This window comes from Citrobacter sp. ABFQG (assembly GCF_004322975.1).
GTDB classification, from domain to species: domain Bacteria; phylum Pseudomonadota; class Gammaproteobacteria; order Enterobacterales; family Enterobacteriaceae; genus Citrobacter; species Citrobacter freundii.
Genome location: NZ_CP036435.1, coordinates 4,306,820 through 4,319,501 on the forward strand (window position 1 = coordinate 4,306,820; position 12,682 = coordinate 4,319,501).

General features: G+C 53.9%; 12 protein-coding genes. 6 read left to right on the top strand and 6 right to left on the bottom strand.

The window, feature by feature from the left end; translation table 11 throughout:
* Nucleotides 1–3 precede the first annotated feature (3 nt).
* A complete protein-coding gene (hcaR, locus tag WN16_RS21195; protein ID WP_044701979.1) occupies nucleotides 4–897 on the bottom strand; it encodes a DNA-binding transcriptional regulator HcaR in 894 nt (297 codons plus the stop codon).
* A gap of 135 nt (nucleotides 898–1,032) precedes the next feature.
* Between hcaR and hcaE the strand changes: the two genes are divergently transcribed.
* From hcaE to hcaD, 5 genes are read left to right on the top strand one after another with little or no spacing between them, the layout of a single operon-like run.
* On the top strand, nucleotides 1,033–2,394 hold the full coding sequence (gene hcaE, locus WN16_RS21200) for a 3-phenylpropionate/cinnamic acid dioxygenase subunit alpha (protein WP_003847087.1): 1,362 nt from the start codon (nucleotides 1,033–1,035) through the stop codon (nucleotides 2,392–2,394).
* Nucleotides 2,391–2,909: a 3-phenylpropionate/cinnamic acid dioxygenase subunit beta gene (hcaF, locus tag WN16_RS21205; protein WP_003838410.1), complete on the top strand. Its 519-nt coding sequence runs from the start codon at nucleotides 2,391–2,393 to the stop codon at nucleotides 2,907–2,909. Before hcaE ends, hcaF begins: the two co-directional genes overlap by 4 nt.
* The gene (hcaC, locus tag WN16_RS21210; RefSeq protein WP_003838408.1) at nucleotides 2,909–3,229 is read left to right on the top strand and encodes a 3-phenylpropionate/cinnamic acid dioxygenase ferredoxin subunit; all 321 of its coding nucleotides are present in this window, start codon (nucleotides 2,909–2,911) and stop codon (nucleotides 3,227–3,229) included. The genes hcaF and hcaC overlap by 1 nt, the downstream gene beginning before the upstream one ends.
* Nucleotides 3,226–4,038: a 3-phenylpropionate-dihydrodiol/cinnamic acid-dihydrodiol dehydrogenase gene (gene hcaB, locus WN16_RS21215; protein WP_044701978.1), complete on the top strand. Its 813-nt coding sequence runs from the start codon at nucleotides 3,226–3,228 to the stop codon at nucleotides 4,036–4,038. Before hcaC ends, hcaB begins: the two co-directional genes overlap by 4 nt.
* A gap of 9 nt (nucleotides 4,039–4,047) precedes the next feature.
* The gene (gene hcaD, locus WN16_RS21220) at nucleotides 4,048–5,250 is read left to right on the top strand and encodes a phenylpropionate dioxygenase ferredoxin reductase subunit (protein WP_044701976.1); all 1,203 of its coding nucleotides are present in this window, start codon (nucleotides 4,048–4,050) and stop codon (nucleotides 5,248–5,250) included.
* Nucleotides 5,251–5,342: 92 nt separating this feature from the next.
* Here the strand turns inward: hcaD and glyA are convergent, their stop codons facing one another.
* The gene (gene glyA / locus WN16_RS21225) at nucleotides 5,343–6,596 is read right to left on the bottom strand and encodes a serine hydroxymethyltransferase (RefSeq protein WP_003037627.1); all 1,254 of its coding nucleotides are present in this window, start codon (nucleotides 6,594–6,596) and stop codon (nucleotides 5,343–5,345) included.
* A gap of 326 nt (nucleotides 6,597–6,922) precedes the next feature.
* On the opposite strand from glyA, the gene hmpA reads away from it, so the two are divergent.
* Entirely contained in the window at nucleotides 6,923–8,113 is a 1,191-nt protein-coding gene (gene hmpA, locus WN16_RS21230; protein WP_003037624.1) for an NO-inducible flavohemoprotein, read from the top strand.
* Between the two features lie 101 nt (nucleotides 8,114–8,214).
* Here hmpA and glnB read toward each other — a convergent pair whose 3' ends face one another.
* Genes glnB through qseE form a run of 4 tightly spaced genes read right to left on the bottom strand, consistent with a single transcriptional unit; the run spans nucleotide 8,215 to nucleotide 12,144 of the window.
* On the bottom strand, nucleotides 8,215–8,553 hold the full coding sequence (gene glnB, locus WN16_RS21235; protein WP_002914032.1) for a nitrogen regulatory protein P-II: 339 nt from the start codon (nucleotides 8,551–8,553) through the stop codon (nucleotides 8,215–8,217).
* A gap of 60 nt (nucleotides 8,554–8,613) precedes the next feature.
* The gene (glrR, locus tag WN16_RS21240; protein ID WP_304502307.1) at nucleotides 8,614–9,948 is read right to left on the bottom strand and encodes a two-component system response regulator GlrR; all 1,335 of its coding nucleotides are present in this window, start codon (nucleotides 9,946–9,948) and stop codon (nucleotides 8,614–8,616) included.
* Nucleotides 9,948–10,691, bottom strand: coding sequence for a two-component system QseEF-associated lipoprotein QseG (gene qseG, locus WN16_RS21245; RefSeq protein ID WP_044701971.1), 744 nt, complete (start codon nucleotides 10,689–10,691; stop codon nucleotides 9,948–9,950). The genes glrR and qseG overlap by 1 nt, the downstream gene beginning before the upstream one ends.
* A 22-nt stretch (nucleotides 10,692–10,713) precedes the next feature.
* Nucleotides 10,714–12,144, bottom strand: a complete 1,431-nt coding sequence (qseE, locus tag WN16_RS21250; protein WP_003847077.1) for a two component system sensor histidine kinase QseE/GlrK — start codon at nucleotides 12,142–12,144, stop codon at nucleotides 10,714–10,716.
* Nucleotides 12,145–12,682 lie beyond the last annotated feature (538 nt).

A 12,682-nucleotide genomic window follows, 5' to 3' on the forward strand; every position in this document is an offset into this window, starting at 1 on the left:
CCATTACACCGTCAGACTCACGGCCAAACGTTCGTGTACCGTGGCGATAAAATCGGTCAGTGCCGGTTTGAGAGATCCTTTTTTCCACGCCATCAGCAACGCGATGGTTGGGACATCACCAATAATTGGCCGAAAAACCACCTGTCCGGTATTAAAATTATTCATATAACCGGGTATCAAAGTCACCCCCAACCCCATGCCGACCAGGTTCATGGTCACCAGAATGTTGGTTGCCACTTGCACAATGTTAGGCTGGCTTTTTTGCTGCTGAAACCAGTTTTTGACAATCATCGCTAACGCGCCGGAATAGGCCGGATCGGTACTGACGAAATTCACGCCGTGTAGTTGTTCTGCGGAGATTGCCTGCTCATTAGCTAACGGATGATTCACCGGTAACACAACTACCAACGGCTCATGAATCAGCTCCAGATAATCGAGATCCGGGCTGTACACCGGGTGGCGCATTAAGCCAACGTCCAGCTCTCCGCTGAGGATCTTCTCTTCCTGCTCGGTGGTGATCAGACTCACCAGTTCAATGTGCGTATCCGGTTGTTTTAAACGAAACAAAGGCAGCACCTTCGGCAACAGATTGACCTCTGCGGAAGGGACAAAGCCAATGGAGAAATGATTATCTTCCTGCACCGTTCGACGGGCACGAACTTTGGCGTTTTCCGCCTGTTCGAGGATCGCCAGCGCATCCTGTAAAAAGCACTCACCGGCCGCCGTCAGCGCAACTTTTCGTTTATCCCGCACCAGCAACGGAACGCCCACGCAGGTTTCAAGATCGCGGATCTGGCTGCTTAACGACGGCTGAGAGGTATGCAGCTTTTCTGCCGCTCGGGTGAAATTCAGCGCCTGCGCCACTGCTACGAAATAGCGTAAGTGCCTCAGTTCCATGCCCTTCTCCTTGTTATCGAAAAAATGTCTCAACTGGTAGAAATTTACTATTTCACAGATTGATAACTAACCAGCAACATCCTTAGGGTACAAAAAAAGAAGGTCAATACATCTTAGCTTTCAGGATTAAAAAATATGACCACACCCTCAAATTTAGACATCTACCAACTGATCGACACGCAAAACGGTCGCGTAACCCCACGAATTTATACCGACCCTGAAATTTACCAACTGGAGCTGGAACGCATCTTCGGACGCTGCTGGCTATTTCTCGCCCACGAAAGCCAAATCCCTAAACCCGGTGATTTTTTTAACACCTACATGGGCGAGGATGCGGTGGTGGTGGTTCGCCAGAAAGACGGCAGCATCAAAGCGTTTCTCAACCAGTGTCGCCACCGTGCGATGCGCGTCAGCTACGCCGACTGCGGCAATACCCGCGCCTTTACCTGCCCGTATCACGGCTGGTCGTACGGTATTAACGGCGAGTTGATCGACGTCCCGCTGGAGCCGCGCGCTTATCCGCAAGGTTTATGCAAATCGCACTGGGGGCTGAACGAAGTGCCTGGCGTAGAGAGCTACAAGGGACTGATTTTCGGTAACTGGGATACCTCCGCGCCTGCGCTTGGCGATTATCTCGGCGACATCGCCTGGTATCTCGACGGCGTACTCGATCGTCGTGAAGGCGGCACCGAAATCGTCGGTGGCGTACAAAAGTGGACCATCGATTGTAACTGGAAATTCCCCGCCGAACAGTTTGCCAGCGACCAGTATCACGCGCTGTTCAGCCATGCCTCTGCGGTGCAGGTGCTGGGAGCGAAAGACGACGGTAGCGATAAGCGCCTCGGCGATGGTCAGACCGCCCGCCCGGTGTGGGAAACCGCCAAAGACGCGCTACAGTTCGGTCAGGATGGGCACGGCAGCGGATTTTTCTTTACTGAGAATCCCGATGCCAACGTCTGGGTCGACGGTGAGGTCTCCAGCTACTACCGCGACACCTACGCGGAAGCCGAGCAGCGTCTGGGTAAAGTTCGCGCCCTGCGTCTGGCCGGTCACAACAACATTTTCCCCACGCTTTCCTGGCTCAACGGTACCGCCACGCTGCGCGTCTGGCACCCGCGTGGGCCGGATCAGGTTGAGGTGTGGGCGTTCTGTATTACCGATAAAGCCGCCTCTGATGAAGTGAAAGCCGCGTTTGAAAACAGCGCCACGCGGGCTTTTGGCCCCGCCGGGTTCCTGGAGCAGGACGACTCGGAAAACTGGTGTGAAATTCAAAAACTGCTGAAAGGTCATCGCGCACGCAACACGAAATTGTGTCTGGAAATGGGGCTTGGCCAGGAGAAACGCCGTGAAGACGGCATTCCGGGGATCACCAACTACATCTTTTCGGAAACCGCCGCGCGTGGCATGTACCAACGCTGGGCCGATTTGCTCAGCAGCGAAAGCTGGCAGGAAGTGCACGAGAAAACCGCCGCCTACCAGCAGGAGGTGATGAAATGAGCACTTTAGTTTCTCTCGAACTGCATCATCGCATCAGCCAGTTTCTGTATGAAGAAGCGCGTATGCTCGACGACTGGCAGTTTCGCGACTGGCTGGCGCAGCTGGATGACGACATTCGCTACACCATGCGTACCACGGTCAACGCCCAGACGCGCGACCGCCGCAAAGGCGTGCAGCCACCAACCACCTGGATTTTCAACGACAACAAAGACCAGCTTGAGCGCCGCATCGCGCGGCTGGAAACCGGCATGGCCTGGGCGGAAGAACCGCCGTCGCGTACCCGTCATCTGATTAGTAACTTACAAATCAGCGAAACCGACGTGCCCGACGTGTTCGCCGTGCGCCTCAACTATCTGCTGTATCGCGCGCAAAAAGAGCGGGACGAGACGTTTTACGTCGGCACGCGCGTGGACAAAGTCCGTCGTTTGCCCGGCGATGAGTGGCGCTTACTGGCGCGTGAGATCGTGCTGGATCAAGCGGTGATCACCTCCCATAACCTGAGTGTACTGTTCTGATGAGCCGTGTATTTGCCTGCCCTGTAGGGGATTTGCCGGAGGGTGAAGCGCTCCGGCTTGATACCTCGCCCGTCATCGCGCTGTTCAACGTTGGCGGCGAGTTCTATGCCATTAACGATCGCTGTAGCCACGGTAACGCCTCGATGTCGGAAGGTTATCTGGAAGAAGACGCTACGGTGGAATGCCCACTGCATGCCGCCAGCTTCTGCCTGAAAACCGGCAAGGCGTTATGTTTACCCGCCACCGATCCGCTAACCACCTACGCAGTATATGTGGACGGTAGCGATGTGTTTGTTGATATTCCGGAGGACGCCAGATGAGCGATTTACGCGATAACGTGGTCTTTATCACTGGCGGCGGCTCCGGCCTTGGCCTGGCGCTGGTCGAGCGTTTCATCGAAGAAGGTGCGCAGGTCGCCACGCTGGAACTGTCGCCAGCTAAAGTTGCCAGTCTGCGTCAGCGCTTTGGCGAACATGTACTGGCAATCGAAGGCAACGTCACCTGCTACGCCGACTATCAGCGCGCGGTGGATCAAATCCTCACAGCGTTTGGCAAGCTGGACTGTTTTATCGGTAATGCGGGCATATGGGATCACAACGCCTCGCTGGTCAATACGCCTGCAGACGCACTGGAGAGCGGCTTTCATGAGCTGTTTAACGTCAACGTGCTGGGTTATCTGCTGGGGGCGAAAGCCTGCGCCCCGGCACTTATCGCCAGCGAAGGCAGCATCATCTTTACCCTGTCCAATGCGTCGTGGTATCCCGGCGGCGGCGGGCCGTTGTATACCGCCTCTAAACATGCAGCTACCGGGCTGATTCGCCAGTTGGCCTACGAGCTGGCGCCAAAGGTACGTGTTAACGGTGTCGGTCCGTGCGGTATGGCGACAGATCTACGCGGCCCGCAGGCGTTGGGACAAAACGATACATCGATTATGCAGTCGCTGACACCGGAAAAAATCGCCGCTATCTTGCCGCTACAGTTCTTCCCTGAACCTGCGGATTTTACCGGCCCGTATGTGATGCTGGCGTCAAAACGCAACAACCGCACATTAAGTGGCGTAATGATCAATGCCGACGCCGGTCTGGGTATTCGCGGTATTCGTCACGTTGCCGCCGGACTGGATCTCTGAGGAGGCGTTATGAACCAAAAAACTATCGCTATCGTCGGCGGCGGCCAGGCTGCTGCTATGGCTGCTGCCGCACTGCGCCAGCAGGGATTTGACGGCGAATTACACCTGTTTTCCGATGAGCAGCATCAGCCCTATGAACGTCCACCGCTCTCCAAAGCGATGCTGCTGGACGACAATCCGCAACTTCAGCCGATACTCCCCGCTGACTGGTGGCGGGAACACAACGTACAGCTGCATCTGGGTGTTACTGTACAGACGCTCGGCCGCCAAACGCATCAGTTGGTGCTGGCTGATGGGCAGAGTTATCCGTGGGATCGGCTACTGATTGCGACGGGCGCTGCGGCACGCCCCCTTCCGCTGTTGGATAAGCTGGGCGATCGATGCTTTACTCTGCGTCATGCCGCTGATGCCGAGCGCCTGCGCGACACTTTGTTGCCGGGTAAGTCGATTGTCATTGTCGGTGCGGGCACCATTGGTCTGGAACTGGCGGCCAGCGCGACTCAACGAGGCTGTCAGGTGACAGTGGTGGAGCTGGCACCAACGGTCATGGGCCGTAACGCGCCTGCTCCGGTGCGCGACTACCTGCTTGCCCGCCACCAGCAGGCGGGCGTGCGGGTGTTACTTAACAGCGCCATTGAACACGCCGAAGCGGGAGAGTGTCTCTCGCTGATGCTGCAAAACGGCGAGACGCTGCTGGCCGATGTGATGGTTTACGGCATCGGTATCGTGGCGAATGATACGCTGGCCCGCGAAGCGGGGCTGGAGACGGCGAACGGCATTATCGTTGATAGCGCCTGCACCACCGCCGCCCCGGACATTTTCGCCGCCGGTGACGTAGCGATAACGCGCAAGCCTGACGGTTCGTTAGTACGCATGGAAAGCTGGGAAAACGCCAATTTTCAGGCACAGATTGCCGCCGCCGCAATGCTAAATCTGCCGTTGCCGGAGAAGACACCAGACTGGTTCTGGACCGACCAATTTAATGACAACCTACAATTTGTTGGCGAAATGCAGGGAGAAAGCTGGTTCATACGCGGCAATTCAGATGCGCATAAAGCAATATGGTTTAACCTGCAGAATGGCGTGATTGTCGGCGCAGTAACGTTGAATCAGGGCCGAGAAATACGTTTATTGAGAAAATGGATTCAGGCAAAGAAAAAGCCACCAATGGCGGCTTTAGTCGATGAAACAATCTTGCTTAAGTCAATATAACTGCCGGATGGCACTTCTTTTATCCGGCCTACATGTGAGTTACCTGTAGGCCGGATAAGGTGTTTACACCGCCATCCAGCAATCAGTATGGCTTACGCGTAAACCGGGAAGCGTGCGCAGATATCCAGAACTTTACCTTTGACGCGCTCGATTACGGCTTCGTCATTGATGTTGTCCAGCACGTCACACATCCAGCCAGCCAGCTCTTTCGCTTCCGCTTCTTTGAAGCCACGGCGAGTGATTGCCGGAGAACCGATACGGATACCGGAAGTCACAAACGGGCTCTTCGGATCGTTCGGTACGCTGTTTTTGTTCACGGTGATGTTAGCGCGGCCCAGTGCGGCGTCAGCTTCTTTACCGGTCAGGTTTTTATCAACCAGATCCAGCAGGAACAGGTGGTTTTCAGTCCCGCCAGAAACCACTTTGTATCCACGGTTCAGGAACACTTCCACCATCGCTTTGGCGTTTTTAGCAACCTGCTGCTGGTAAACCTTGAACTCAGGCTCCATCGCTTCTTTCAGCGCCACGGCTTTCGCTGCGATCACGTGCATCAGCGGGCCGCCCTGCGCGCTTGGGAACACAGCAGAGTTCAGTTTTTTGTACAGCTCTTCGTCACCGCCTTTCGCCAGGATCAGGCCACCGCGTGGACCCGCCAGGGTTTTGTGGGTGGTGGTGGTCACAACGTGTGCATGTGGAACCGGGTTCGGATAAACACCTGCGGCAATCAGACCCGCAACGTGCGCCATATCGACGAACAGGTATGCGCCGATGCTGTCAGCGATTTCACGCATTTTTGCCCAGTCAACAACGCCGGAGTACGCAGAGAAGCCACCGATGATCATCTTCGGTTTGTGCTCTTTGGCCTGCTTCGCCATGTCTTCGTAGTCAATTTTGCCGGACTCATCAATACCGTAAGGGATGATGTTGTACAGTTTGCCGGAGAAGTTAACCGGGGAGCCGTGAGTCAGGTGGCCGCCTTGTGCCAGGTTCATACCCAGAACGGTATCGCCCGGTTGCAGCAGAGCGGTGTAAACAGCGAAGTTAGCCTGAGAACCAGAGTGCGGCTGTACGTTAGCGTAGTCAGCGCCAAACAGCTCTTTTGCACGATCGATAGCCAGTTGCTCAACGATATCAACGTACTCGCAACCGCCGTAGTAGCGTTTGCCCGGATAACCTTCAGCATATTTGTTGGTCAGCTGAGAACCCTGCGCCTGCATAACACGCGGGCTGGTGTAGTTTTCGGAGGCGATCAGTTCGATGTGCTCTTCCTGACGTACTTTTTCCTGCTCCATAGCCTGCCACAGTTCGGCATCATAATCGGCAATGTTCATTTCACGCTTTAACATCCGCATCTCCTGACTCAGCTAACAATAGAATTTCGGCCTAAAAAGGCAGTCCCGTTGGACGACGGCCAACAGTATAACCGAATCATTCTTCGATAACAGGTCTTGACAAAGGATTTTACGCAAACGATTACCTTCACGGCACGCAAGGCTTTGGAGAACAAAGGTCTGCTGAATTTCAACGGATTTCTTTTCAGGTTTGTGATGCAGATTTTTCACGATGTAACCATTACAACGCAAAGTTACAAAGAACCATTTACAATGCAGGGGTATTTTTTATAAGATGTATTTTACATACATCATTAAAGTCTCAGATAAAGGAAGACCGTATGCTTGACGCACAAACCATCGCTACAGTGAAAGCCACCATTCCCCTGCTGGTTGAAACAGGTCCGAAGCTGACCGCACATTTCTATGATCGCATGTTTACGCATAACCCAGAGCTGAAAGAAATTTTCAACATGAGTAACCAGCGTAATGGCGATCAGCGCGAGGCGCTGTTTAACGCGATTGCCGCGTATGCCAGCAATATCGAAAACCTGGCGGCGCTGTTGCCAGCGGTTGAGAAAATCGCGCAAAAGCATACCAGTTTCCAGATTAAACCAGAGCAGTACAACATCGTGGGTGGTCATTTGCTGGCAACGCTGGACGAAATGTTCAGCCCAGGCCAGGAAGTTCTGGATGCGTGGGGTAAAGCGTATGGCGTACTGGCGAACGTTTTCATCAACCGTGAAGCGCAAATCTATAGCGAAAATGCCAATAAAAATGGCGGCTGGGAAGGTACCCGTCCTTTCCGCATCGTGGCAAAAACCCCACGCAGTGCACTGATCACCAGCTTTGAGTTTGAACCTGTCGATGGTGGCGCAGTAGCTGAATATCATCCGGGACAATACCTGGGCGTCTGGTTAAAGCCGGAAGGTTTCCCGCATCAGGAAATTCGTCAGTACTCACTGACCCGTAAACCTGATGGCAAAGGCTATCGTATTGCCGTTAAGCGTGAAGACGGTGGTCAGGTTTCCACCTGGCTGCATAACCATGCGAATGTTGGCGACGTTGTTCACCTGGCCGCACCTGCGGGCGATTTCTTTATGGACGTCGCGACCGACACCCCGGTATCTCTGATCTCCGCGGGCGTGGGACAAACCCCAATGCTGGCGATGCTGGACACGTTGGCAAAAGCGAAGCATACGGCGCAGGTTAACTGGTTCCACGCGGCAGAAAATGGCGATGTACATGCCTTCGCTGATGAAGTAAATGAACTCGGCAAAACGCTGCCACGCTTTAGTGCACACACCTGGTATCGTGAGCCAACCGAAGCCGATCGCGCGAAAGGTGCGTTTGATAGCGTAGGTCTGATGGATTTGAACAAACTGGAAAGCGCAATCAGCGATCCGGCGATGCAGTTTTATCTGTGCGGTCCGGTTGGTTTCATGCAGTTCGCCGCGAAGCAGCTGGTCGGCCTGGGCGTGAAAAACGAGAACATTCATTACGAATGCTTCGGTCCGCATAAAGTCTTGTAATGTATTGTGCGAGTAGGCCGGATAAGGCGCTTACGCCGCCATCCGGCAATCACTCGGCCTGATGCGCTACGCTTATCAGGCCGACAAATTAACGGCGCGGCTTAGATTGCCGCGTCGTCTTCTTCACCGGTACGAATACGAATAACGCGAGCCACGTCGAAGACAAAAATCTTACCATCGCCGATCTTGCCGGTCTGGGCAGTACGGATAATGGTGTCGACGCAGGTATCGACGATGTCGTCGGTAACCACAATTTCAATTTTTACCTTCGGCAGAAAATCCACCATATATTCCGCGCCACGGTACAGCTCGGTATGGCCTTTCTGACGGCCAAAGCCTTTCACTTCCGTTACCGTCATCCCGGTGATACCGACTTCTGCCAGCGCTTCGCGGACGTCGTCCAGCTTGAAGGGTTTAATAATCGCATCAATCTTTTTCATGCTATTCCTTGAAAAGGTCGCCTGTCTTTTGATCGAATAAAGCTAACATAATCCGCAGATTTATTCTTTGAAATCGTTTGCATCCAGCTCGTGTCGAGAAAGCAACTTATAGAATTCGGTGCGGTTGCGCCCCGCCATTCTTGCCGCGTGAGTCACATTGCCCTTGGTGATTTGCAGCAGCTTACGCAGATAGTTAAGCTCAAACTGGTTACGCGCCTCAACAAAGGTCGGCAGCGCGGTGTTTTCCCCTTCCAGCGCCTGCTCCACCAGCGCGTCGCTGATCACCGGCGAAGAGGTCAACGCCACGCACTGCTCAATTACGTTGACCAGTTGACGCACGTTGCCCGGCCAGCTGGCGGTCATTAACCGCTTCATGGCATCGGTTGAAAAGGCGCGTACGAACGGTTTGTGCCGTTCAGCAGACTGGCGCAGCAGATGGTTCGCCAGCAGCGGAATATCTTCCGTACGCTCGGCCAGCGCAGGGATCTTCAGGCTCACCACGTTGAGGCGATAGTACAAATCCTCGCGAAATTCGCCCCGAGCCATCGCTTTGGGTAAATCGCGGTGGGTCGCAGAAACGATCCGCACATCAATGTCGATATCGCGGTTACTGCCCAACGGTCTGACTTTTCGTTCCTGCAATACGCGCAGCAGTTTCACCTGTAACGGTGCAGGCATATCGCCAATCTCATCGAGAAAAAGCGTGCCGCCTTCTGCGGCCTGAAACAACCCTTCACGATTACTCACCGCGCCGGTAAAAGCGCCGCGCGCATGACCAAACAGTTCAGACTCCAGCAGTTGTTCCGGCAACGCGCCACAGTTAATGGCAATAAAGGGCTTGTGGCTGCGCGGGCTGGCGTTGTGAATAGCCTGGGCGAAAACTTCTTTCCCGGTTCCGCTTTGGCCGTTGATCAAGACACTAACATCCGATTGCGCCACCATTCGCGCCTGTTCCAGCAGACGTAGCATCAGCGGGCTACGGGTGACAATGGACTCACGCCAACTGTCATCAGTAGCAGGCGCAGACTGTTCCAGCGCCCCGTCAATCGCGTGATATAACGCATCCTTGTCGACTGGCTTAGTGAGAAAACTGAAGACCCCTTGCTGGGTCGCCGCAACGGCGTCCGGGATGGAGCCGTGAGCGGTCAGGATAATCACCGGCATGCCCGGCTGCACTTTCTGGATTTCAGTAAACAGCTGCATGCCGTCCATTTCATCCATGCGCAGATCGCTGATAACCAGATCCACTTTTTCACGGTTCAGTACCCGTAACCCTTCCTGCCCACTTTCCGCGGTCACGACGCTGTAGCCTTCGCTGGTTAGTCGCATTCCAAGTAATTTCAACAGGCCCGGATCGTCATCCACCAACAGCAGATGCGCGGGCTTACGGCTTATCATGGCGTAACCTCATCGGCAGACGGCGCTGCGCCTTCTTCGTTATCAGGCGTAGTGAGTTTATCGTTCCCGTGCGGCGCATCAGGATTGTAGTTACCGGCGGGTTTGCGCGTTGAAAGCTGGCGCTCAATATCGGTCAGATTCTCCAGCTTGCGGGTCGTGAGATCGAGCTGGGACTGCAAATGTTGTTGCTGTTGACGCAGCGTATCGAGATCGCTGTCTGACGACTGCTGGAGCTTACTGTAGCGCAGGCGCTCTTCGGCAAGCTGTAACTGCAACATTTGATTACGGAACCAGGCCTGATAAAGCGGTCGAACCTGACTCGGAATTTGTGGGCTTAACGCGTCGAGACGCGTAACTGACTCTCGCCGTTCAGGCGGGGTAATGCGGGCGTTATCAAGCAGGATCCCGCGTTTGAAAGCGCTCTGCCAGGTATCCGTGAGCTGAGCACTGGCTTCACTGCGCGCCTGTACCGGCATCATGCGATCGGCACAGTCCATCGCCCGCAGCCAGTACAGCGGGTTGGTTTCTGTGGACTGGCCAGACAGCGACCAGATATCCGTACAGTCGGTTGCAAGGTAGTCCGCCAGTTGATTAGGCGGAATTTTCTCCTGCGAAGGATCGCCGATAATATGATTCACCGCGTTCGGGACGCAACCAACCAGTGCCAGGCACGGCAGGCTTGCGAGGATGACGCGATGAAGAAAATGTCGTTTAAGCATTCGGGCAACAACGTATGGCATACTCACCAGACTTAGGTTTATTTTAGTGATTTTTCGCAGCAGCTAGCGGCAGTTCTATGCGAAAACAAACGTTTTGCGCGTGGTCATCAACCAGATACAGTTTGCCCCGCATACGGCGAATGCAATCTCTGGCAATGCTTAGCCCCAACCCGCTTCCTTTTACCGCCCCTTTTCGCTGATGGCTACCCTGGAAAAAAGGCTCGAAGATCATGGTCTGTTCTGCTTCAGGGATCGGTGTGCCGGTATTCATTACATCGATGTATACCGTTGATCCATGCAAACTGCTGCGGATCCAAATGTTACCGGATTCAGCGCCGTAGTGCACCGCATTGGAATAAAGATTGTCCAGCACGCTCATCAACAGCATCGGTTCTGCCAGGCAGGCGTTCACCGCAAGCGCAACATCAGTATGTATCATTTTGGCGCGAGCGGGCAGGCTATGCGCAGAAACAACGCTTTCCACCAGCGGCGCGATTTCCACACTTTCAAGCTCAGCCTCATCATCCGCCAACTTGCGGTTGTAATCGAGAAGTTGCTCAATCAGTTTTTGCAAGTTGCGGCTGCTGTCATCGAGGATGCCGACCACCTCTTTTTGCTCCGGTGTTAACGGGCCCACTACCTGATCGGCCAGCAATTCGGTACCTTCACGCATACTCGCCAGCGGTGTTTTCAGCTCATGAGAAAGATGGCGTAAAAACTGATGCCGTTGCGACTCAAGCCAGGAGAGGCGTTCACTTAACCAGATAATACGCTGCCCCACGGATCGCAGCTCGCGGGGCCCAGTTAATAATACGCTATCGCCCAACGAGCGCCCTTCTCCCAGACGGTTGATCATCCGTTCGATGCCCTTCACCGGACCGATAATCATACGGGTAAACAACAGCACCATCGCCAGGCTAAGGAGAAACAGCACCAGTGCCTGCCAGCCAAAAAACTGCCCGCGTTCGGCTATTTCCTGCTGTAACTGCTGGCCACGAGAAAAGACGACGGTACGCGTCGCTTGCACCATCTCGGTATTGGCATTGGCGAACGCTTCCAGCCGTGCAGCCGACACACTGTCAGGGCCGCTGTTTTTACACTGCAACTGCGCGAGATCGTTAAGATCCTGACGCAACGCCTGGTAGAGCTTGGTATCTGGCAACACCCCCGCATGCGCATCCAGCATATCGCTGTAGCGTTTACGCTGACTTTGGTAGACCTTGGCCAACGTTGAGTCATCAAGCACACAGTATTGCCGATAGCTGCGCTCCATCTCCAGCGCAGCATTGGTCATCGCTTCACTGCGTCTGGCGTCAATCAGCGTGGTGCGGTTCGTCAGCGCAGCCTGCGCGCTCAGGGCATTCAGACTTTGCCACGCCTGCCAGGCCAAAACTAACAACGGCAACAGGATCAGCAAAAATGCCAACATCACCAATTGACGTAAAGATCGGGGGAAAACTGACCAGCGCTTCAAGGCGTTACTCTCAATGGACAGGAATAGGTTGATGCTAACTGAGGGGAACGCCAGATACAACAAAGCCGGGATTAACCCGGCTTTGTTGCGGAATAAGGCGGTGCCTAACTCGACGTTTCGCCCGGAGGTTGATATGAGCTTCGCTAATATCAGATGTTGGACGGCAGGCACCTTGTTGTGCGTCATTCGAAGTTTATGTAGCACGTCCCGAAGGGGCTGACATAAGAAGGTGAATGAGCCACTGTTTAATATTATGCAGCATCTGTGCCAATATTCAAAACACTTTATTAACACAATGATAAATATAGAAAATATGATTATTTATATGAGAAATGATATTGTCCATTTTTCACCCACACCGTCGCCAATCAGCAACACCTGTAACACTTAAAAATAAATTCGTTTTAAATCAAATAATTAAATGTCTCTTTTTGGCGACAATGTAACCTTATCTATGTCGGCATTTCCCGACACTTTACTTTTAGGTGCAAGCGCTGAGTTTATTGCCGGATAGCGGCGTGAACGCCTTATCCGGCCT

Coding starts and splice junctions, on each gene's coding strand:
- hcaE (WP_003847087.1), top strand. CDS start 1,033: ATGACCACACCCTCAAATTTAGACATCTACCAACTGATCGACACGCAA.
- hmpA (WP_003037624.1), top strand. CDS start 6,923: ATGCTTGACGCACAAACCATCGCTACAGTGAAAGCCACCATTCCCCTG.
- glyA (WP_003037627.1), bottom strand. CDS start 6,596: ATGTTAAAGCGTGAAATGAACATTGCCGATTATGATGCCGAACTGTGG.
- qseG (WP_044701971.1), bottom strand. CDS start 10,691: ATGCCATACGTTGTTGCCCGAATGCTTAAACGACATTTTCTTCATCGC.
- glnB (WP_002914032.1), bottom strand. CDS start 8,553: ATGAAAAAGATTGATGCGATTATTAAACCCTTCAAGCTGGACGACGTC.
- hcaB (WP_044701978.1), top strand. CDS start 3,226: ATGAGCGATTTACGCGATAACGTGGTCTTTATCACTGGCGGCGGCTCC.
- hcaF (WP_003838410.1), top strand. CDS start 2,391: ATGAGCACTTTAGTTTCTCTCGAACTGCATCATCGCATCAGCCAGTTT.
- hcaD (WP_044701976.1), top strand. CDS start 4,048: ATGAACCAAAAAACTATCGCTATCGTCGGCGGCGGCCAGGCTGCTGCT.
- hcaR (WP_044701979.1), bottom strand. CDS start 897: ATGGAACTGAGGCACTTACGCTATTTCGTAGCAGTGGCGCAGGCGCTG.
- hcaC (WP_003838408.1), top strand. CDS start 2,909: ATGAGCCGTGTATTTGCCTGCCCTGTAGGGGATTTGCCGGAGGGTGAA.